Annotated in this window: 18 protein-coding genes and 3 pseudogenes; 5 read left to right on the forward strand and 16 right to left on the reverse strand. The window is 33.0% G+C overall.

Annotated features, from left to right (window positions below; translation table 11 throughout):
* Position 1: 1 nt before the first annotated feature.
* Positions 2 to 442, reverse strand: a complete 441-nt coding sequence (locus ACHUFV_RS20490; RefSeq protein ID WP_394237380.1) for a MaoC family dehydratase — start codon at positions 440 to 442, stop codon at positions 2 to 4.
* 17 nt (positions 443 to 459) lie between these two features.
* Positions 460 to 1254 (reverse strand): enoyl-ACP reductase FabI, encoded by a 795-nt coding sequence (locus ACHUFV_RS20495; protein ID WP_394237382.1) that lies wholly within the window; start codon positions 1252 to 1254, stop codon positions 460 to 462.
* Between the two features lie 977 nt (positions 1255 to 2231).
* On the opposite strand from ACHUFV_RS20495, the gene ACHUFV_RS20500 reads away from it, so the two are divergent.
* On the forward strand, positions 2232 to 2459 hold the full coding sequence (locus tag ACHUFV_RS20500; RefSeq protein WP_394237383.1) for a hypothetical protein: 228 nt from the start codon (positions 2232 to 2234) through the stop codon (positions 2457 to 2459).
* Positions 2460 to 2571: 112 nt separating this feature from the next.
* On the opposite strand, the gene ACHUFV_RS20505 is transcribed toward ACHUFV_RS20500, so the two are convergent.
* The 3 genes and pseudogenes from ACHUFV_RS20505 to ACHUFV_RS20515 form a co-directional block, all read right to left on the reverse strand.
* The gene (locus ACHUFV_RS20505) at positions 2572 to 3069 is read right to left on the reverse strand and encodes a DoxX family protein (protein ID WP_394237621.1); all 498 of its coding nucleotides are present in this window, start codon (positions 3067 to 3069) and stop codon (positions 2572 to 2574) included.
* Between the two features lie 195 nt (positions 3070 to 3264).
* Positions 3265 to 3426, reverse strand: a pseudogene (locus tag ACHUFV_RS20510) (IS5/IS1182 family transposase); the annotation flags it as partial.
* Positions 3427 to 3657: 231 nt separating this feature from the next.
* Positions 3658 to 4020 carry a response regulator transcription factor gene (locus ACHUFV_RS20515; protein WP_394237385.1) on the reverse strand — a complete coding sequence of 121 codons (363 nt, stop codon included), beginning with the start codon at positions 4018 to 4020 and terminating at the stop codon, positions 3658 to 3660.
* A gap of 1181 nt (positions 4021 to 5201) precedes the next feature.
* On the opposite strand from ACHUFV_RS20515, the gene ACHUFV_RS20520 reads away from it, so the two are divergent.
* On the forward strand, positions 5202 to 6677 hold the full coding sequence (locus ACHUFV_RS20520) for a YVTN family beta-propeller repeat protein (protein ID WP_394237387.1): 1476 nt from the start codon (positions 5202 to 5204) through the stop codon (positions 6675 to 6677).
* 455 nt (positions 6678 to 7132) lie between these two features.
* On the opposite strand, the gene ACHUFV_RS20525 is transcribed toward ACHUFV_RS20520, so the two are convergent.
* The 5 genes and pseudogenes from ACHUFV_RS20525 to ACHUFV_RS20545 form a co-directional block, all read right to left on the reverse strand.
* Positions 7133 to 8146: a polymer-forming cytoskeletal protein gene (locus ACHUFV_RS20525; protein ID WP_394237388.1), complete on the reverse strand. Its 1014-nt coding sequence runs from the start codon at positions 8144 to 8146 to the stop codon at positions 7133 to 7135.
* A 508-nt stretch (positions 8147 to 8654) separates the two neighbouring features.
* Entirely contained in the window at positions 8655 to 8795 is a 141-nt protein-coding gene (locus ACHUFV_RS20530; protein ID WP_394237389.1) for a hypothetical protein, read from the reverse strand.
* A 233-nt stretch (positions 8796 to 9028) separates the two neighbouring features.
* Complete coding sequence (locus tag ACHUFV_RS20535; protein WP_394237391.1) at positions 9029 to 9244, reverse strand: hypothetical protein; 216 nt, start codon at positions 9242 to 9244, stop codon at positions 9029 to 9031.
* A 9-nt stretch (positions 9245 to 9253) separates the two neighbouring features.
* Positions 9254 to 9654 (reverse strand): annotated as a pseudogene (merR, locus tag ACHUFV_RS20540) (Hg(II)-responsive transcriptional regulator).
* A 466-nt stretch (positions 9655 to 10120) separates the two neighbouring features.
* Positions 10121 to 11113: a helix-turn-helix domain-containing protein gene (locus ACHUFV_RS20545; protein ID WP_394237393.1), complete on the reverse strand. Its 993-nt coding sequence runs from the start codon at positions 11111 to 11113 to the stop codon at positions 10121 to 10123.
* A gap of 403 nt (positions 11114 to 11516) precedes the next feature.
* Here ACHUFV_RS20545 and ACHUFV_RS20550 point away from each other — a divergent pair, with 403 nt between their 5' ends.
* Complete coding sequence (locus ACHUFV_RS20550; protein WP_394237395.1) at positions 11517 to 12665, forward strand: tyrosine-type recombinase/integrase; 1149 nt, start codon at positions 11517 to 11519, stop codon at positions 12663 to 12665.
* Positions 12666 to 12813: 148 nt separating this feature from the next.
* Here the strand turns inward: ACHUFV_RS20550 and ACHUFV_RS20555 are convergent.
* A pseudogene (locus ACHUFV_RS20555) lies at positions 12814 to 12972 on the reverse strand (tyrosine-type recombinase/integrase); the annotation flags it as partial.
* A gap of 59 nt (positions 12973 to 13031) precedes the next feature.
* Complete coding sequence (locus ACHUFV_RS20560; RefSeq protein ID WP_394237397.1) at positions 13032 to 13307, reverse strand: hypothetical protein; 276 nt, start codon at positions 13305 to 13307, stop codon at positions 13032 to 13034.
* 532 nt (positions 13308 to 13839) lie between these two features.
* Between ACHUFV_RS20560 and ACHUFV_RS20565 the strand changes: the two genes are divergently transcribed.
* Positions 13840 to 14199 (forward strand): hypothetical protein, encoded by a 360-nt coding sequence (locus ACHUFV_RS20565; RefSeq protein ID WP_394237399.1) that lies wholly within the window; start codon positions 13840 to 13842, stop codon positions 14197 to 14199.
* Positions 14192 to 14761, forward strand: coding sequence for a hypothetical protein (locus tag ACHUFV_RS20570; protein ID WP_394237401.1), 570 nt, complete (start codon positions 14192 to 14194; stop codon positions 14759 to 14761). The genes ACHUFV_RS20565 and ACHUFV_RS20570 overlap by 8 nt, the downstream gene beginning before the upstream one ends.
* A 677-nt stretch (positions 14762 to 15438) precedes the next feature.
* Here the strand turns inward: ACHUFV_RS20570 and ACHUFV_RS20575 are convergent.
* The 4 genes from ACHUFV_RS20575 to ACHUFV_RS20590 form a co-directional block, all read right to left on the reverse strand.
* Positions 15439 to 16923 carry a VWA domain-containing protein gene (locus ACHUFV_RS20575; protein WP_394237403.1) on the reverse strand — a complete coding sequence of 495 codons (1485 nt, stop codon included), beginning with the start codon at positions 16921 to 16923 and terminating at the stop codon, positions 15439 to 15441.
* 75 nt (positions 16924 to 16998) lie between these two features.
* Complete coding sequence (locus tag ACHUFV_RS20580) at positions 16999 to 18096, reverse strand: AAA family ATPase (RefSeq protein WP_394237405.1); 1098 nt, start codon at positions 18094 to 18096, stop codon at positions 16999 to 17001.
* Positions 18097 to 18217: 121 nt separating this feature from the next.
* On the reverse strand, positions 18218 to 19162 hold the full coding sequence (locus ACHUFV_RS20585) for a DUF6744 family protein (RefSeq protein ID WP_394237407.1): 945 nt from the start codon (positions 19160 to 19162) through the stop codon (positions 18218 to 18220).
* Between the two features lie 469 nt (positions 19163 to 19631).
* Positions 19632 to 21407, reverse strand: coding sequence for a competence protein CoiA family protein (locus tag ACHUFV_RS20590; RefSeq protein WP_394237409.1), 1776 nt, complete (start codon positions 21405 to 21407; stop codon positions 19632 to 19634).
* Positions 21408 to 21682: the final 275 nt, after the last annotated feature.

The raw sequence follows: 21682 nt of genomic DNA on the forward strand, positions 1-21682 counted from the left end.
TCTATTCCCCTTTTGTCATCCCTAAATATTTCTTCATGACCAACGCTTCACCATCTACTACCATTTCTTTACGCTGATTCCAGACCTGTGTTTTTAATTTAATTAATTTCTTATCATCCCATTTTTCTATTACTTCCACAGTTGCTTTAATCGTATCTCCAACTTTGACCGGCGCTATAAATTTAAAGTTTTGAGACAAGTAGATGGAATTAGGTCCAGGAAGCTTCATTCCAAGAACAGTTGAAATAAAACTTCCTGTTAAAAGACCATGCGCAATTCTGTCCTTGAAAATAGTCGTATCTGCAAACTCTTCATCTATGTGCATCGGGTTAAAATCACCCGTAATTCCTGCAAATTGATAAATATCAAATTCTGAAATGGTTTTAGAAAAAACAGCTGTATCCCCTATTTGAATATCTTCATACATCAACTCTTTCTGCATAATACGTGCATTCCCCTTTACCCTTTATTAATGGTTTCTCCTTTAACACTATAGCCAGCATCTACATAAATGATTTGACCTGTTACCCCTGTACTCAAGTCACTTAAAAGAAAAAGTGATGAGTTTGCGATTTCTTCCAGTGTTGCATTTCTCTTAAGAGGGGAATGTTGACTTGTATACTCACATAACTGATCAAATTCACCAATACCACTTGCTGCACGTGTTTTTAGCGTTCCCGGTGATAAAGTATTTACACGAATGCCATATTCTCCTAAATCTGCAGCTAAGTACCGCACACTGCTTTCAAGCGCTGCTTTTGCTAGCCCCATTACATTGTAGTTTTTAATCACTTTTTCAGATCCATAATATGATAATGTAATGATAGAAGCGTTACGCCCTTCCATCATGTTAAATGTCCTTTTTACAATATCTGTAAGAGAATAAACACTAATCACCATCGAGTTGACAAAACCTTCTAAAGAAACATTCATATACTTTCCTGACAATTCCCCTTTTTTAGGTCCTCCTGCAACAGCATGAACAATAAAATCAAGCTCTCCATTAAAATGTTTATATAGCTTTTCAATCAGGGTTGATACATCTTCTGGATTCGTTAAATCAACTCTCTCATAAAATTGACTATTAATCGATTGAAACAATGGTGTTACATAGGAACCTGTCTTTTCACCATGGTACGTAAAAGCAAGCTCTGCCCCTTCATCCGCCAAACGCTTCGAAATCGCCCATGCTATACTATGCTCATTTGCTACTCCAAGAACTAACCCTTTTTTGCCTTTCATTAACTTCTCCATCTTATCTCCTTTTCAATGCGAGTGTATTTGTTCTATTAACTATACAATAATAAAATGACTAAAATATTAAAAATAATCAGTCATCTATAAAAACACTAACCTGAAACTTATATAAAGTCGGATATCACAAATGCATGCCAGTACTATATTGTTAGGATTTAGAGCCGACTATTTCATGAGTGTTTCTCTTCCTAATTTTACAATAAAAATAGGAATTTTTGTAAATTTATTAAACTTTACTAATAAAATATTCAAAAGTTAAATAAGGCTATTGCGTTGTTTTATTAAATAAAAATGGCGGGTAAATGAAATCCTCCAAAATCTGTTAGTGTTTATGCTGTATAAGATAGCAAAAATACTGACTATTATTTTGAATAACCATAGAATTACAATTGCCATCGGAATACTTCTCAGCATTTTGAATATGGCCTATACGTGTTCTTAATTGTTGAACCCCCAGTTGCCTATAATCCGTCTGATGGCAAAAATGTAGGCGGTTACTTGAGTCGGAAGGCAGCAAACCTTAGCCAATTTACTGAATTTTTCAGATTTAAAAGTGGTGATTTGGAAAGAGGTGTTCCACATAAGATGACGGTTTATGAATGTTGAAACACTATGGGTAATCGATGACATTGATTCTGTTTGAAGTGAATAGGCTGATAATGCACGTAATACTCTTGCTGTCCACGGGGATTAAGGCAGGAGTACCGATGAGTTTCATAAGGTACCAGGAAGTAATCGATTCTTCTCCTTTCATGATTACAACTCTGACTATTTTTTATTTAAAAATTATTAAAATAAGTTTCGAAAAGACCCGAAAAAACACAAAATACTCTTTGGCTAAATGTAAAAGTGTACAGATACCGATAAATCCTAATTTGGACTTTTACTATTTGTACCTTTTTTACTTTTCTATAATGTAAATCCATAGAAAAATAATGATTCTTAATATATATTATATTAAAGGGGGGATAAAGATGGTTCGTATGACAGTCGCTGGTATCGGGGGATTTTTCCTCGTTTTTATTGAGGCATACATAGTCTTAATTTTAACAGACTATCACTCCATCGATTTTGATGGTATCCGCCCAATTGTCTCTATCTGGTCCATGAACTTTTTCCTTTTGTTTTCCATTTTCACTAGTATCAAACCTTGGATTGTTGAAAGAATGACAACAAAACAAGAATCTTCGGTAAAAAGATAATTTGTAAACTTTTAAATAGAACAAATTATAATACCAAGACAGCCTACTATACATTTGAAAAACCAAAAAGCCTTATTCCTTTTGTCAGAAAGGAGTAAGGCTTTTTATGAATTTATCTTTTTGAAGGAACCGTATCATCATTCACTTTCTTGGTCATGATTTGACGTACATAAGGTAAAACCCAACGATCTAATCCATATTTGCCTGCATTAGCACCAGCTACAAGAATAAATACTATTATTAACGCCATCAAGGAATTAGGGTTTGCTACTCCAGAAAATAAGAAAGAAAAGTTCATAACTACTCCAAAAAAGGCGGCTGCTGTTGTTAAGCATCCTAGGATTAATCCAAGTCCAACTAAAACTTCACCCCATGGAACTAGTAAGTTAAAAAGATCGATATTAGGGAGTGCAACACCTTCTAGAAAAGAAGCCCACCAGCCTTCTACTCCCGGATTTTTAATCGCACCTTGAAGGAAACCAGAAGCATCAAATCCACCAGCGCTAACTTTTTGCCATCCATGGCTTAAAAAGGTATAACCTACGTACAATCTAAATAATAAAAGTATGATAGCAGATACATTGCTTTCTCTTAACCATTTAACCATGATACCAACTCCCTTTATGTTAATTACTTCACAATTAGATTGTACTACATTATCCTTAATTAAAAATATTTTAACTAAACATTTCACTGTTTCGAAATACTTCTGTGACAACTTTGTTAAATATAGATTGTGTCTATTGATTTTTCACCTTACATTATCCATTAAATAAAGGTAAGTTTAATTAGAATCTAAGGATCTTGGACGACCTACTTCAGAGTATGTATCCTTCACCAAATCATAAATAAAAGAGAAATCAATAGCTACCTCCAATTTTCGTACTAAATGATTTTCAGATACCAACTTATCAATAGCAATCATTACAACCTGATCACGTTGTATAGGATTATGTTTCGAAAACATCTTCAGCACTTCAAGTATTATTCTATTAGAATTTTAAAGACTGCAGTGAAACTCAATATTTATCGAGTTATCTACAGTCTGAAGTACTCATAATTGAATGCTTTTCCTTTTAGTATCTTATTAAAAGGGGTACTAATAGTGTCTTAGAACCTTTTCTTATAGTAAAAATTTGAATAAATTATAAAATTTTAATTAATTTATACATAATAAACATGATTAATACACTTTCGATTATTTAGCCGTTTTAGATAAAATAAGAATTTTTTTTATTAATTCCCCAAATTGAATTGGCTTGATCAAATACCCATCTGCACCAGAATCTAATCCCTTTCTTTTATCTTCAAGTCCATCTTTGGAAGTAAGCATAATAATAGCTCCATGATAGCCATTTTTTCGAAGACGCAGACAAACCTCTACACCATCTAATTTAGGCATCATCCAATCTAAAATTAACAAATCATAAGTCATTCGAGAAGCAAAATCATAAGCAGCGATTCCATCTGTTACCCAATCTACATGAGAAAACTCATTTTTCAACATAGAATGAGTAAGCATCCCTAATCTATTATTATCTTCAGCATATAGAATTTTCATAACTCAATACCTCCTTTAAATGAATATTGTAAAACAATTATCTGAAATTAAAATGAAATTACTTGAGTAACTAAAATAATAAATTCAATTTTTTATATGGTTACAACTCCAAAACACAATTAATTGTGAATAAATATAACATTAACACTTACTTAAAAATTCGAGAAAAGATGGTATAAGCCAATCTTAAAGGGTAGGAACTAACACGCCTCCATCAAAATTTTCAGATGAAGGCATGTAACAGAATCATTATTATACCATTCACTAACTCAATGATTATGGCAATGGACATGGTTTAGAGCTAAGTCATTGTCATTACGACATAAAACAGTATTTTCGTGAGTATAGTCCTTTTTTTCTATTTGAACAGTCATGGCCTATTCCTATATGTTGTAATTCGTGCTCTATCGAATGTAATATTTTTTAGATTTCTTGATGACGAGTCTAATAGATTTAAAATCATTATTAAAAGTTTATATTTTTTATATTACGAGATGAGTATAATAAGATGAATATGATCTAATTTAAAAGTAAGTGGCAAATCATACACATTGCCACCAATACATTTGTATAAATCACAAACGATTTAAATACAGAATACTCATTACCATATTACATTTACATACAGAAAATATTTCCAAGAAACTTAGGATCGGACAAACTACAGTTAAATCTAAAAAATCCTCATCTTCTGAATTTCATATTCCCATAAGGATAATCCTTCTTCTAGCTCATCCATCGCTTTTCAAGATGCCCATCATAGTCGTAATAAATCTTTATTCCAAGATTCACTGTACTACATAATTGGATATCTTCGTTCACACCAAATACCTTTTAATTTTTCAAGTTAAATAATTTTAAAATTATCCTTCCATATATATATAAATCCTAAATCTATATCAGGCTCCAAAAAACTATGCATAAACAATTAAAACCTCAAGGAACAAACATCGGATACGATTTATGCATTCCCTGTTTCACTGGTCAAAATAAGAAATATATATATCCAAAAATACTGCAGACTAAGAAAAAGCGGGCAAAAGCCACGCGGTCTTTCAATTGATAATTAGAAAATCCAATACACTTTCTCGATAGTTTCTGCAAAGTTTCGCTTTATACTAAATTTAATTAGATTATGTTCAACAACTAATAAAAATGAATATAGAAGGGATTTTGGAGAAATGAAAAAGTTCGCTTTATTGGGAATTGTGGGTATTTCGTTAGTAATTGCCGGTTGCGGTAATGGAAAAGACGTGGCAAATCAAGCTGAACCAGCAACTCAAAAGGAGGTAAAAATGCAACAAGGCCTAATCTATGTTCCTAATGCCGGAGAAGGTACTGTATCGGTTATTGACCCAAATGAAAACAAAGTAGTTGATACATTAACTTTAGGAACTAAGCAAGCATCACATGGTATTGCTTTGAGCCTTGATGGCAAGAAATTATATACTGGAACTGGCTTTGAAGGAAAATCCCTAATTGTTTTAGATACTGAAACTAAGGAGACAATGAATGAAGTCAAATTTAATGAAGGCGTCCATGGTATTGATATAAGTGCAGATGGACAATATCTATATGTTTCCCTAAATCCAGGATTAGGTCAGGAGGGTAAGGGTGGCCTTGCAATCTTCAAAACAGATACTATGGAAAAAATTGCAGAAGTTGAGACGGATAATGGTCCAGCTCATGGTGCTGTTACACCTGATGGTTCACAAGTTTGGGTGGCAAATGTAAATGCAGACACTGTCTCGGTAATTGATACAAAAACGAATACATTAGTAAAAACAATTAAAGTAGGTGACGTACCAAATGAGGTTGCTGTTTCTCCAGATAGTAAATGGGTATTTGTCGCAAACGTTGAATCAGATTTAGTATCTGTAATTGAGATTGAAACTTTACAAGTTGTTAAAACAGTACAAACAGGTGATGGACCACATGGTGTTACTGTATCTCCAAACGGTACTGAACTATGGGTATCTAGCAGAAATTCAAATGATATAACGATTATTAATACTGAAACACTTGAGCAAAAAGCAATCATACCAACTGGAGGTTCTGCAAACCATGTTGCCTTTTCTCAAAATGGCGAGTGGGCTTACGTAACAAATCAACGGTCAAACGATGTTGTAAAAATCGATGTAGGTAAAAAGGAAGTTGTAGCTAAAATTCCAGTTGGAATAGATCCACATGAAATATCACTAGAAGATTATGTTAGTACCAGCTCCGAAAATATAAACTATACATTTGCCAATCAAGGTTCTAAAACAGTAGCTTCTATTCCAACGAATTCAGAAAACGACGATATGAACAAACGATTAAAAAGCACAAGCATAAATGGAATTGGCATTGATGTACTCCGAATAGCTTCTACTGATAGTAAAGTTTATGAACAGGCAAAAGTTGATTTAGATAAATACGATGCTTTTCAAATTAGTTTAACAACACACTCTGGAGATTTAACGTCACTGCCACTAGATCAAAATACGTATCTTATTGTAAACAATGGTGAAAAAGTGAAACCAGTTGAATGGATTGTTCAAAGTAATGATTCACATCATCCTTCATTTTTAGTTATTTTTCCTAAACAAGAGGCTGGACAAGTAACTCTTGAGATAGGGGAACTTAGCGACGATCCAATTCAATTGTCATGGGAGTAAGACCGTTAAATTTACTAATATCGATTTAAATTCTAGAATTACAATTATGAAGTGCTCCCACTTATGATATCTAGAAGTGGGAGTTTCTGCTTTTTATTTACCTTCAATCGTTTACATTCTCAATCTCCTACAATTCACAAATAAAATTAATTAACAGAAACAAAATGTCTTCCCCTTTTGGAATTTGAAGGAAGACAATAAGAAAGATAGAAGCCCAGTATTATAGAATTGAATGTGGTTTATTTTGTATAACAATTTATTGCCCACCCGCATAGCAGGTGGTTTTATGTTTCGTCCTATTTTAGCAAAGAGAACTAAAGTCTATAGTAAAATAATCCCTATCAAATGATAGGGATTATGCTTACACCTCATATATTACATTATTGGTGGACTCTCAAACTGAAGGGTAAGTTTAGATTATATATCTATTATTGTTATTTTACTTTTACATTTTATTATTTTACTTCTTGTGCACCAGTTATTGTACCTTCGATAACTGCAGATTTTTGGAATTCTTCACTAGCAAAATATACATTTCCATCAATAGTAGTGTCTTTAGCAAGAGTAAAGCCATTTGTTTCCACGTATACGTCACCTTTAACTGTACCGTTTTGGATTTTGAAGTTTTCACTTTGTACTGTTAGTTTAGGTACTGTTAATGTGTAAGCAGCTTTTACATTGCGCTCTCCATCTTGTGAGTATAAACCTAATTTCCGGTAGATACCTTGAGCTTTGTCATTTTTATTGTAGAACTCACCTGCTACTACAAGTTCTTTATCCAAGGTTAAATCACCAAGAATTGTAAAAATCCAATTTCCTTCTTTACTAGCTGCTTTTATTAATGCGTCTTCATCATACACGATAGAAGCTGATGATACTACATCTTCTACACCAGATTCCGGACCTACGCCAGTAACTGTACCTTCAACAACTGCAGTTTCCTTCGCCTCTTCATTAGCAAAGAACAGATTTCCATCAATAGTAGTATTTTCTTTTAAAGTAAATCCTTTTGCTTCTACTATTACATCACCTTTCACTGTACCATTTACGATTGTAAAGTTTTCACTTTGAACAATGATTTTAGGTACTGTTAGTGTGAAAGTACCAGTAACATTACGTTGTTCATCCTGTGTATATAATGCTAATTTACGATAAATAGGATTTGCTGCCTCACCTTTATCATGAAACTCACCATTTACAACTAATTCTTCGTCAAGTGTTAAATCCTTTGTTGCTGCAACAATCCAATTTCCTTCTTCACTTAGTGCTTTTGCAAAAACAGCTGGATCATCTGTAATAGAAGCAGTTGCAACCGCATCAGTTTTCTCTTCAGGTTGTGCTACAGTAGACTGCCCAGCTGTTTGTTCTGTTTCTGCTTCTTTTTTTGGCTCTTCAGCTTCTTCATCTGCTCCACAAGCTGCTAGAATCCCAACTAACAATGTTGGTACTATTAATGCTTTTAATTTCATGATGTGTTTCCTCCAATAAATTTGTCTGACCTTTTATAATAATTTCTTTAATGTAGGTGAAGTCTTGATTCTGTGCTTCTGATATCTTAGAAGTATTGAATCCCTCACAATCATTTTTAATATGTACAGTGATTAATCAAAATTATTTTTAAATCATCCCCTTCCAGATTTAGATAGACTTTTAGTTTAAATTAACATCCTTCAAGTCTAGTCTTTTGTAATTTTTTCAATATCCTCCTTTCTATCCCATATAATCTAGATATTCTCAAAAAAATGTGCAGATATAATTGAAAAGATATGAATTATTTATGACGATTTAATCTTAAAATTATATTTATGTTTTTTCCCAGGCACCCTTGTCTACCCAAAAAGGAGGAGCTGTTATACTTTTGGAATAATTCTTCACTAACCTGTCCTATAATTGATTAAAAGTAAAAAATGAACTACTAAATCAGTCCATCATTGTTCAAGTCTTCTGCCCGTTAACTGTACTACAACATTTTCTTTTTCACAAAAAACCATGGAAAAAATAAGCTACTATGACGGAAAGAGCAGCAAAGATAAGCAGTTTTAGATAAGAAATTTTTAAAGCCCAGAGACCATGTTCTTCAGGATTAATTCTATACATTGACCACCACTGATCTTCCATTCCTTTGAATTATTCAACTCTTTCCCTCCGATATTAACCTAATATTTTCATTCTACATAATTTTATCTATTCCCTTGAAACACTAAACTTCCTTTTCTTGAATAAGCAAAAAAGCGATCCTTCTCTTTTGAAGCATCGCACCCGATTTATGAAAGATCATTGCTGAAAGAAGGCAGTTTCGTTGAACAAGATGATTATAAGGAAGTAACCTACTCCTTTTTAGCTAACATTTGTCATCCACCTTCTACACAAGTAGCAGTTGAACTTCCGACAGCAACATTTAATTTAGTAAGAAGATTATGAAGAATATTGGAATCAATAAAACTTTCTAATGTCTTATCAGTTAACGGTATATTAAATTTCGTAAAAATAGTTGCTGTTTCTTTCCAAACTTCAACAATGGCTTTTGGAGACATATTAGATTGAATAACCATACTAAAGACCTCCATTTTTGTTATTTATTTCTCTTCAATCATTATTGTTTCAATAATAGGGCATTTGTATAAAGCTTTGTCGTCTGGACAACATTCTTTTAAATTGAGAAGCATTTGTTCAATCCTTTTTAAATCACTAATTCTCGTATGTACTTCTTTGATTTTATAGACAACAAAGTTATACATATCATTACATCGTTCATCGTCTTTATCTACGACTCCGAGCAATATAGAAATTTCAGCTAAAGTAAATCCCAGTTCTTTAATCCTTTAATAAATTTTATACGATTAACGCTTTCTTCTGAAAACATCCTATAACCAGCATTCGTTCGAAAAGGTTCTTTAATTAAACCTACTCTTTCGTAGTATCTTATTGTTTCTTTATTGATACCACACTTTTCAGCAAGCTCACCAATCCGATACATAACTAATTCACCTCAAATAAATTATAAACCCTGTACTATAGTACAGGGTCAAGAAAAGTATTGTTTACTAATGGATCTACTTTCTTAGAATTTTTTCAATAAGTTCTCTTCCAAAATCTGGATCTTTAACTGAGTAACATTACAGAGTTTCATTAAAATCAACACTAAAACAATTTTTTTGATAGTGAGCGTATTCCCTTCAATTGTATTTAAGGGATATATCCACTCTAGCGATAACTTTTCAAATAAACTTTTTACAGGATATTTTCGTAATGAGCGTTTACTATCTAGGAGCGCATTTTGATCAATTTATTCGAACATACAATCTTAATCCTCATAGGGAATTGAGTTTCTTCCGATTATATATGTTTTATAATCATGATTCTATATTACCTGATTTTAAATCCATAATCGTGTATTCCTATATTCCTATACTATCGTTCAAAAGTTGCAACAAATCCTGTCTCTAGGATTCTTCTATTTGTAAAGCTTGATGAATGACTTTCTCTACCCATTGACTCATGGTGATATTCTCTTGTTCTGCTAATTCCTTTACCTTATCCAACATCTTAATCGGCAACTCTAAATTGGTTTTTCTATAAGCGCTACGAACGATTAAAAAATCCCCAGCGATTTCAACCGTTCCTTCCTGTATGAAAGGAAGCAACTGACTTAAAGAAAAGGGAATCGAATTAGAAAGAGGAATTTCTCCTGCTTTCATAGAAATATAAACACTCTGTTCTTGCTCACGGATCCCCATATTCTCAATTCCCCACGTTTCATAAATGAAATCGATAAAGGGATACAAAATATCCTCCCCTTTTGGAATTTGCAAGTGGACATATCCTTTATAATCGAATGAATCGGCATGAATACTATAACAAGGTTCCAACCCATATTTTTCAATACCCTCATTATATTCAACCCATTTTTGATAGTACGGAAGATAAAATCCCCAGTTTAACTCTTCGTCTTTCATCACCCTCGCAGCTGTGCTATCTTGAGATTGAAAGTACTGAAATAGCGCTATGTCATAGTTAGAATCATAGTATTCATTTTTCCGAACACGCTCAAATTCCAAGGACTGAAACAATTCCTTTGCCTCCAAGAAAGCCTCCTTTGAAATCACATAATTTGTTCGTTCATCACCAAAAGGTACCTCTACAGCTTTAATGGTCCTATCCTTAATATATTTATAAATACTTTGAACAGATAATCCTAACTGTTTTGCCACTTCTGAAGGGCGCATACCTGTTGGATACTGTTCTCTCTCACTCGCTAAACGGTCCACCTCCTCTTTATAATATCGAGCTTCACGGTGCAGCCGGTGAGGATCTGCTATTTTTCTTATTTTTCCTTGTTTTGCATAATGATAGACAGTTGCCTTTGAAACACCTAACAGTTCAGCCACTTGTTTTTGTGTATACCATTCATTTATCTCCGCACTTCCCACTTCCACGACAAAAATCTCCCTTCTATGTTTTATTGTTACTTTTTATCCTATACATATATTTTCTCTTTATCTTAAATATTAATAAAAGAAATAAATAATTATCATTAATCTAAAATTAATAGATATTTAATAATAAAATAAATTAAACTATATATTCTTATATACTTTATCGATTTAATTCTAAAGTATATATTTTTAAATATCAATTAGTATATAGATATTATCAAAATCTAATAATATATATATTCAATCTAACATAAACAAAGGGAATATTTTTTTATGTTGATAAGAATATCTATGTATTTTAGTATTTGTTATAATTTAATTAACTTAATATAATAATAGTAATTGAAAAATCTATAATTATTAGACCTTATTTTTGAGAATATAAAAAGAAGGTGAATTAAATATGAATAATTTAAAGTTGAATAATAAAAACCTTCAAGTAAGTGAATGGAAAAATGAGATTCAAGACAGTTCTTCTCTTCATCTTTTACAAGAGCGATTAGATCTGGCAGAAAAAAACCAGGAAAAGCAATTTGCGGATTTTTCGGATGTAGAAATGATTCAGTGGTTTTTATACCGGAAAGAACATCTGGATCGGCAGCATAATAAATCCATGAGAACGATAAAAGAATATGAACGGGAGCTCACACAATTCGTAGAGCAACTAGTTCAGTACTCTCAAGAAATTGATATCGATATGGACTATATAATAGAAGGTTCTTTATTCAAGTCACTTTCCCCACGCCATATTAGGCGATACCAGGAATGGCTGGCAGAAAGAAGCCCTTATGTTCAAAAGAAAGGAACTTACTCCTCAGCAACCTTAGCCAGAAAAACAACGATTATTAAAAACTTCCTGGAATTCATGTATGAAGTTGAGTATGTTCAGGAAACGTTGCATAAAGGATTGTTAACAGCAACAGTAAGAAAAGATGATCGGCCTAATCGTGACCTTGGACCACAAGAGGTAATTCAACTGCTCGATTATTTTCGTAGAATTAATCATCCCGTGGCCTTTGCGATGGTTCACATTCTAACTACAACGGGTTTAAGAAATGAAGAGTTTTGTAAGTTAAAGGTCGGAGATCTTCAATATGATTCAATAAGTGGAGGCCATTATCTTAACGTATTAGGAAAAGGGAACAAGAGGAGACAGATTCCTTTAAGGAAAAAAAGCGTGAAAAGCATCCATTTGTTTCGGAATACCAGGGGGCTTGAAGACTTATCTGATGCAAAAAAAGAAAGTCCATTAATCACAACCAATACTGGAAAAGCCTATTCACCTTCCTACTTATCGCAATATCTAACAAAATCTATAAAAGAATCCAACCTTCCTTTTCTGTTGAATCGTTCATCTCCTGTAGGTCCACATACTTTTCGCCACGCATTTGCGATTATCTCACATATTAGTAAGGTGGATGTTTATCAAATTATGCGCTCACTAGGTCATGAGAAAATTGAAACGACGATGATCTATCTAGAGAAACTTTTTGAGAAGGAACGACATGCTATTCATGCTTGGAAACCTGAAGTTTTTGGAGAATATATATAATAGAAGAATCTTGGGAAAATTAAAAGAAATCTATGCCAGCAAGAGTACTTTTTACGAAGAAATATTGGATGTTCATATTTTAATCCATAGAAAGAAAGGCATACTTATTCAATCCGACATTATCACTAATGGCTTTTGAGTAATCATTTCAATATGACTTTGCCAAATCACTATATAAATCTTTTAAGTATTTACTAGTTGTCGTAATACTGCTATGACCGACTAGTCTCCTAACCTTCTCAATATCATTATTAGTAGCTCTTAACATCCACTTACAGAAGGTATGCAGGAACATATGTGGAGTTAGATTTTAGGACATGCCGACGCAAAAAAAGGCCCCGAGGATTGCATCGGAGCTTTCGTTTTTTATGTATTAACAACCGTATGTACCGTACTTAGAAACCTCTTTATCTCTTTGCGATTGGGGAACGTTACTTCTTTGAGCTTGCGATCAATATAAAAAGTCTTGTCCGTCGGATCGTAACTAAGGCGGTAAAATGATAACGGAATATCTTTGTGTCCGCTTTTTGGACTACTGATTAGCATAGATTGATTGAAATCATACTCGTAAATTAATTTTAACTCAATCTTATTTTCTGCGAGCCATTCGTTTTTCAGCATAAGTCCTACTTTTTCGTTCACTGCTTCACCCCTAATATCTTAATATGTTATACTTGTTTATCTTAATGTGGAAACGGTTACATTCTACATAGCATTTATGACAATTTTGTTAATTATTTCACAATCAAAAAATACGAGGTTTTGCCTCGGAGCTTTCGTTATACAACCGCACCCATAATTATTATAATTAATATATTGAGAATATTGGAATTATACAGAAGGGGCTGATGCCTGGGATAAGTTCAACTTAATTAAAAAATCACTTATTTCAACTTGGTTGGACTATTCGATAAAGACAAAAAAATAGCTGGCTAAAGGGGTGTACGAGTCTCTAAACTCGACTAAATATACAGTAACTATTAATTTAATAAAATCCCAAATCATTTAACTGCAAGGAGACTTAAATATTGAACATTATCTATATATCTAATAATATCTCTCCTGAACAACAAAAGTCCCTTATCACTTTCTTTGACACCAAAGCACAAAAAAGAAAGTTTTTTCTCATTTACTTTTATTAGGAAGATAAATCTCTTAAAGGGAGAAATTACGCATGGCTCGAAAATTAACTTATGATTTTGTACGGCAGGAATTTGAAAAGGAAAATTATAAATTAATTTCTAACAAATATGTTAATGCAAAAACGATGTTGCAATTTGTTTGTGATGTAGGCCATAAAGATGAAATAACATATGATAAATTTAAACGTGGTCAAAGATGTGCTAAGTGTGCAGGTAGGTTTAAATACGAAGATGTAAAAGAATACTTTCGAAATAATAACTGTAAATTGGTTAGTAATAAATATACAGCTATCAACCAAGAGTTAAGATACTTATGTTCCTGCGGTAAAGAAGATACTAATACCTTTTCTAATTTTAGAAAAGGTATACGATGTAGATGGTGTTATGGTTAAACAAAAATTAACCTATGAATTTGTCTTTGAGTTCTTTAAGGAAAAAGGTTGCCAATTGTTAAGTAAAGAATATACCTGTGCCAAACAAAAACTTAAATATACATGTTCGTGTGGTAATCCGAGTGAAATTGCATTTCATCACTTTCGTGACGGTCATAGGTGTTCAAAATGTGGAGGGACTGAAAAATTACAATACGAATATATAAAGAGTTACTTTGAGGAGAAAGGATGTAAACTCCTTTCGAAAAGGTATGACAATTCAAACAGCAAATTAAAATATATATGTTCGTGTGGTAATCCGTCTTCTATTACGTTTCATAATTTTAAATATGGTTACCGTTGTAAAAAGTGTGGTGATGAAAGAACAGCAAATCACCACCGTCATGAATATAATTTCGTTAAAAAATACTTTGAAGAACATGATTGTAACTTATTGACTAAAAAATATATTAATAATGAGCAAATACTTGATTTTATATGTTCATGTGGGAATCCTTCAAAAATAAGATTCTCTTCTTTCCAACAAGGACAAAGGTGTAAAAAGTGTTTTAACGCAACGTGAGGGAATTGAAATTGAAAAGAGTCATGGAAAGTTTAAGGGCGGAACAAAGAAGTACCATGCCGGGGCGACTGAAAAAGATAAAATCATTTATGATCTGATTGTCTAGTTGCTTGCGTTTTATAAGAAATACCAAGGATATATTGTGGATGAGGATAAGAGGTTTATCTTTCTAGAACCAAAAATAAAGTGCCGGGTTAAGTTCAGGAACTACACCAAATCAGGTTTACTTAGAATTCCTTCTTTTGTTGAATATATATCTTAAAGTCTATCTTTTTGGGTATACTTTTTTTGTGTTCGAATAAATAGAAGTTTAATAAATGAACAAAATTTTATAACTAGACTACAGAGAGAATGGGTATTTTAAAACCGAACATCATATAATATTGGTCTGGTGTAGTAGCAGGCCTAGGTGTAATTAAATTACTTTCCTTCATTCAACAATATGAGGTCTTGTAGGATTACTGCTAAGAATTCTACTGATAATCTCTATTGTTTAGCTACTTAAATAAGGAGGCTTCTTTTCGTATTGGGCCATTTTCAAGCTAACGATGTTCGAAAGATCATTTAAAACAATAATTTTCTATTAACTTATTTTCAATTAAATAATATATAAAGACCTCGGGTAATACCGAAGTCTTTATATATTCTGAAAGGGTTTTAAACATTTTTAATATGTCTTAAATGCTAAATGCTTCATCGGCTGTCATAAAGTCATCAGTGCTAATCACTCGATTAGAGAGTTTTTGTACTGTTTGAAAATCAGCCTCTCCCCCAATTAAAACCGAAAGACATTCAAACTTCATTTTAACCTTTGTATGTTTGAATTCTTCGACGAAATCATCCGGTAGGTTGGCCTGCCCATCTGTCACAAACACAATGTCAGCTTGTTTAAAACGACTTTCTTTAATAAGTGACAATGATTTTTTCAACGGATCATAAAAGTTTGTTCCACCGCCTAAAAAACTTCCAGCTAATAGGATTAAGTCATCTGTGGTACTTTTCCCATTTTGAAACACTTGAACTTTTGCACTTGTAGAAAATGTAATCAATGCAAAATCCCTTTTTTGCTTTTTAGCAATACTCATCATAGCAAGAGCGAACCCTTTACTTTGAGTATCAAGTTTCCTCATAGAACCGGATTGGTCCAAACATAATATAATGGGTCCCTTTCCCAATGTATCCTTACCTTTTTTATCGTAGATCATGGTCTGCCCTTCTGCAAATCGTCTAATAAAATCAACTTTTGCTTGTGATATGGCGAGATTGGAAAGCTCCGTTGGAAGTAGACGTTCCACTTCATTACCAATTGTTAACCCACTGCGTTCAATAGAGTTACTGTGCAGATGCTTCTGCTTGGCACGAGCAACCTCCTTAAATCGGCCGGCCCAATCAGCAATCTCTTTCATATTTGGATTTTTTTGTAACATTTCAGCTAATTCAAATTGTTCCTTAACTGGAACTTTTTCCAGTTCACTTTTACCATTGCCTTGTCCCATTCCACTAATGAGCTTTTCCATATTATCCTTACTTTCCCTTGCTTCAGCCACTGAATCTTCTAACATAGACTGTAGTTGATGGCTTGAACTATTTAGTTTCTTTTGCAGTTGTTCGGATAGCTGTTGCATGCTTTGTTTCATTTGTTGTTCAGCTTTTTCCTGCTCCTTTTTTTGCTGGTCTGACTGATTCCGATCAGACTGTTGTTCTATTATTTTCTGTTGATGTTGAGCCTTAAAAGCTTGATGAATAGCTTTATTAAAATTTTTATCTTCAAGTTGCTGGTTTTGAATCCAATCCAAAACTTTATTGCCAAAAGAGATGGTTGAAAGGGCTGAAGAAATTTCATCAAACCTTGTATTTTTCCTGCACTCCTCAAATTCTTCATTTTTCATGATTGTTTGTAAATAGGCTTGGTTTGATGTCAATTCTTCTGGTATTTCTTCTAACAATTGTGGTTGGTTTTTATAAAAAGTGCTCCATATATCCCCCATTAGTTGGGAATACAACGGAAACACAATATCCCCCTTACTTTTCAATTCCTGTAGTCCTTTAGATTTATTTAGCAAACTATTAAACTGCCTTTTATCGAATGAATCAGCATTGACCGTCGGATTTTTATATACTCTATCTCTTCGATTTAAATTCTTAATACTCGTAAAATCCATTTATTATCTTCCCTTTCTAAATTTATTTTAAAAAACAGCCAGAGAAATTCTGATCCCTGGCTGTTTTATTGTTTTTCATACATTCAGAATATTATTGGCTATTTCATCTGCAAATCCCCGGATATTAGAGCTTAATTCCGGTATCATTGGATGTTGCTGCTGTTTATTAATTTCATCCAACTCACTTTGGATTGCCAAAAGCTTATTCCGAACTTCTATCCTTACTTCTACTGAAGAATCTCTATCGATAGAAGCTTGTAATTCATTCACTTCCTGCTTTCTTTCCTCTATCAACTTTTGAAGCTTGTCCTGTGAATTCTCCCTCACGATTTGTACTGTTACGTCTTTTTGTTCAATGGTTTCCCATAACGTGTTTTGTAACAGCATAATATCGCTGCGCATCACTTGTTGCCTTCCCTCCATAAAAGCTCTCGCTTTCAAGAGTGACAAACTCTGTTTAAACCGCCGATCAGAGGGTCTAATTCCTTCTCCTTCGAGATCCATGCGAATTTCAGCTAAAGTCTGATAAACCTCGTTTGGAATATACATCATGTCTGTCATAAATTGATACTCCAACAATTCATTCATGGTCATAGAAGGAATCTCTATGTGATCGGTGTTTCCCTGAAGCATGGAAATGAAATTTTGGGTATCATTCACATACTTCACTTCAAAACGCAGCAAGAACCTATCAAACAACGCTTCCAATCCTTCTCCCTCGTCTGGATACTCATTTGAGGAGCCGATAACAGACATCAAAGGAGATTTTATAGGTATTTCACCGTTATAGAATAAACGCTCGTTAATTAACGTTAGTAAACTATTCAAAATGGCTGAATTCGCTTTAAAAATTTCATCTAAAAAGACAAAGTGAGCCTCAGGTAGTTTACTAGTTGTATTACGTTTATATATACCTTTTTCTAACTCAGCCAGGCTAAGTACACCGAACAATTCCTCCGGAGTAGAAAAGCGAGTGAGAAGCCACTGAAAATAGTTACAATCCTTAATAATTTTGGAAAGCTCGGCTGAAAGGGCTGACTTACCTGTTCCAGCTGGACCGATTAAAAGCACATGCTGCCTCGCAAGAATAGCCGTCAACATGGCTTCAATTTCATTTTCTCTTTCATAATATTTTTTGTTCAATGCCTTCTTAATTTCTTGGATTTTATTCATAAACAATCTCTCCTTTGGATTTAAATGAACTTCTTTAAAAAAAGAAAGAGATCACATTGGCATAAAAAATATCCAAGCGATCTCTTTCCTGTGATTTTTAATAATAATAACTTTCCGTTTTTCACTTTACTTTTTGCATTACTGCTATCGATAAGTTTTTTAATTCACTCAAGCTGTCACTCAATAACTCAAGGTCCAGATTAACCACACTTCGATATTCATTGAATGTTTTTACTACCCGACGAGCTTCATGAAGAGTATCCGTAATTTGGGCTTTTCGTGGATCCGGAAAATGAATAAGAGATCTGCATCTAGAGATAGCAGAAATTATATCATCACGGAGCTTTTTGTTCACCATTCCCCTATTACTTTTTGTATCAAATAAAGGGACAGAAAAAGCTTCTGAACTATCAAGACGATTTACTAAGTTCACAACAGCGTCTAAGCTGTCCTGGTGATTTCGTGGAACGAAATATACACCACCGTTTGGACGGACTGCTGTGGGTGACATGGAATCAAGAATGTTTTTGACCATGATCCGCAGTGTTTGAGCATCATAGTTTTTAGAATACGTTTCAAAAAGATCTTTGGCCTCATAAGCCAAACTTTTAGCCTTTTGTTCCCCTTCATCTCTACTTCCACTTGTAGTAATGGAGATCGTACCATCATCTTTATGAAATTCAATGATTGTAGCTGTCGAATTATATTCCAACGACTTCCCTTTCTTATCAACCTTTTCAATCACAATGTTCCGTTGGACCCTTTTATGGTCATAGTAAACCTCCCTAATCAGGAAGTTCAGGAAGGTTGTCGGATCATTGGTCGGCACTTTCTTTTGTTTTTTCTGGATTTCCCCGGTCGCTCTCCTAAATGCATCAGAAATTCGAATGGGATTTGGCAGCCATTTGTGATGCATGTTGGCTTCATCAAATTTCTGTTTTAAGTCCTCACGGGTGATCAACTGGTTGCTGATGGAATACCAAAAGAGATCCCCTAGTTTATTATCTCCTTCTTGATTTGAAGCAACAATATTATGTTGTCTTAGTCCATCCATTACTCTTGTCATTTAAATCTCTCCTTTTGGGGTTTTTATAAATAAAAAAAGACGATTGTATCTCCGAAATGGGAAAACAATCGTCTTTTAATATATCAATCTTAAATTTTTTAATAGATTACAGGTAAAATTAGGCATACTTCACCTAAGGAAAAGTCATGCTGAAATCATGTCTCATAGTGGGTATTCCACCGCAATTGCTAAGAATAGCAAGAGCATAAAAGGGTTTCTTACCGAATATTTTCAGACGTATTGAAACGAATGAAATCTGACGGTGACTTCTAGAGAGAAGAAGTATACATAAGTTTATAAAGATATATTTTATTATAGCATAATGGAATATTTCCCCTCAACTAAACTTCTAATGCTTTATTTGTTTCATAATCGCGCCCTTCGTTGAATAAAAAAACTAATATCTGTTTTATTATTAACCAAGGCAAATGAGATTGACATAAATAATTTAAAGTGATACAGATACTTTTTAGAATAAAGAAAACTGTACCATTTTTTGATAATGAGTTGATACACTATGATGTGTTTTTTTTATGTCGTTTAACTTATTCTTTCGTAATTTCTCAATATCTTCCACAATATTTAATCCTGTTTCCTTTTGCATTCTATCAATTTCTTTACATAATGTATCTTTCTGTTTATCTTCATACAATTGTTCTTGGCTACTTTTATTGCTTAAAGACTGTCTCTCAACACTTTCATTGCACCCTTTTTTCAGTAGCCGGGATTTTTCTTCTTGATGTGAACTCTTTTTTTCTAATATTACCTTTTTCAATAGCAAGTCTATTTCAACAGCTTCAATATTAGGAACGTCATCATAATTAATATCTAATTCAGTATTGTTTTTATGTAGGATAAATCCTTTTAATTTATCAACTATATAATCATACAGCGGTCTTTCAATATACGGAATATCTTGGGATGCGAAGGGGGTTAATTGTGCTAAACTTCTTCCTTTAAAGTGTCTTTCGACTTCTGCCAACAATAGTTTTTTCACCAGTTTTTCAGTGTTAAAATCTCTTTGTAATGTTTCCTCTAGTTCTTCTGTCCGTTTAATTTTACCTACCTTGTTTTTTGATTCTATTTTTTCCTGTTGTTTCTCCAACTGAATTCTTAGACTATCATAAATTTCCTGGGTTTTATTATATATTTCCTTCAATTGAACGATCTGATCATCGAGACTATCCATAATAAGATTTTTCTTGGCTTTCTGAAGCTCTCTTTTCTTTGTTTCTTCAATTATTTGAAGGATATCTAAAGGATCTTCATTTTTTAATTGTTCCTGTTCCTCTTCAAAAGCCTTTTTAAAATCAATACCAAGCAATATTTCTCCTTCGTACTCTCTTTCCTCAAAGTGATCATATTCCCTAGGTTGAAATTCATAATCAAGCTTTTTATTTACTTTATTTTCTGATCTATAGTTTAATATTTTAATATCAGTTGCTAGAAGAACCTCTACTACTTTTTCCTGTTCTATACGATATATTTCTAATGAAAAGTCAATTAAATTGGCTCTTCTAATGACAAAAAAATGTCCATCATGATTCACAGAAATTACGTATTTATAAGTATCTAATAAAAATAAAAAACTTTTTGGAATATCTCCTCGTACAATAAAGGGTGTAGGAGTTGAGTAGGGTAATAATCTTTCTTTATAACTTGATGTACCATCCTCATGCTTTACCAATACTTCTATCTTAGTAGATGTGAAATTACCTTCCCCGAAAAATGAATCTAGCACAATTACCCATGCGGTTGGTATGTTTAAATCTGCATAAACATTTGTTCTTTCAGCAATGGTAGAAAGATTAATGGAGGGACTTGCTTGCACCTCAATAGCCAAAATATCATTCTTTTCCTTAACTGCTATATCTGTACGAACACGTTTGCCTCTAGCACTAAAACTTCGTTCTACCTCTACTTTATAGCCTCTTTCCTTGAACTTATCGTATAAATGTTTCTTTACAGATGCATGGGCTAAACTCTCTGCCTCAAAGCAGTTTTTTCTGCTAATATGCGCAAAATGTTGATGGCGGTTATTTGGTTTAACAAATTTCATTTTAGAATCACAAGAAAAACAATACAGGTTGTCTTTAAATACTTTTTTTATTAATAAGTATTCCTCATCCGTAATAGTCGTTGAATCCACTTTTAAAACCTTTCTATCCTCATATTCATCTATTTCGACATTAGATAAATACTCTTCATAACTAGTATTGAAAGGTAAATAAGCATACCTAGCCATTAATTAACCTCCTATTAATTTCAAACTTATTATTAATAGTCTCGAATTTATGGTAAATTTGAACTGATTAAATAGTCCTTATATTTATGTAAAAAAAATTTATTAAATGGTCTTAATTTCGATATAATTAATACAATACAAAATAGTTTTGTACCATCATATCATTTGGAATGTTTGGTAATAAAAGTATATCATATTTTCCATCTTCACTTGCCTAAATTGGTTAGTAGTATCTACCTAATTAAATGGACCAAATATGAAAATAAGCACTGTTC

Origin of the sequence: Niallia oryzisoli (assembly GCF_043641075.1) — a bacterium.
Taxonomy (GTDB): domain Bacteria; phylum Bacillota; class Bacilli; order Bacillales; family Cytobacillaceae; genus Bacillus_BD; species Bacillus_BD oryzisoli_A.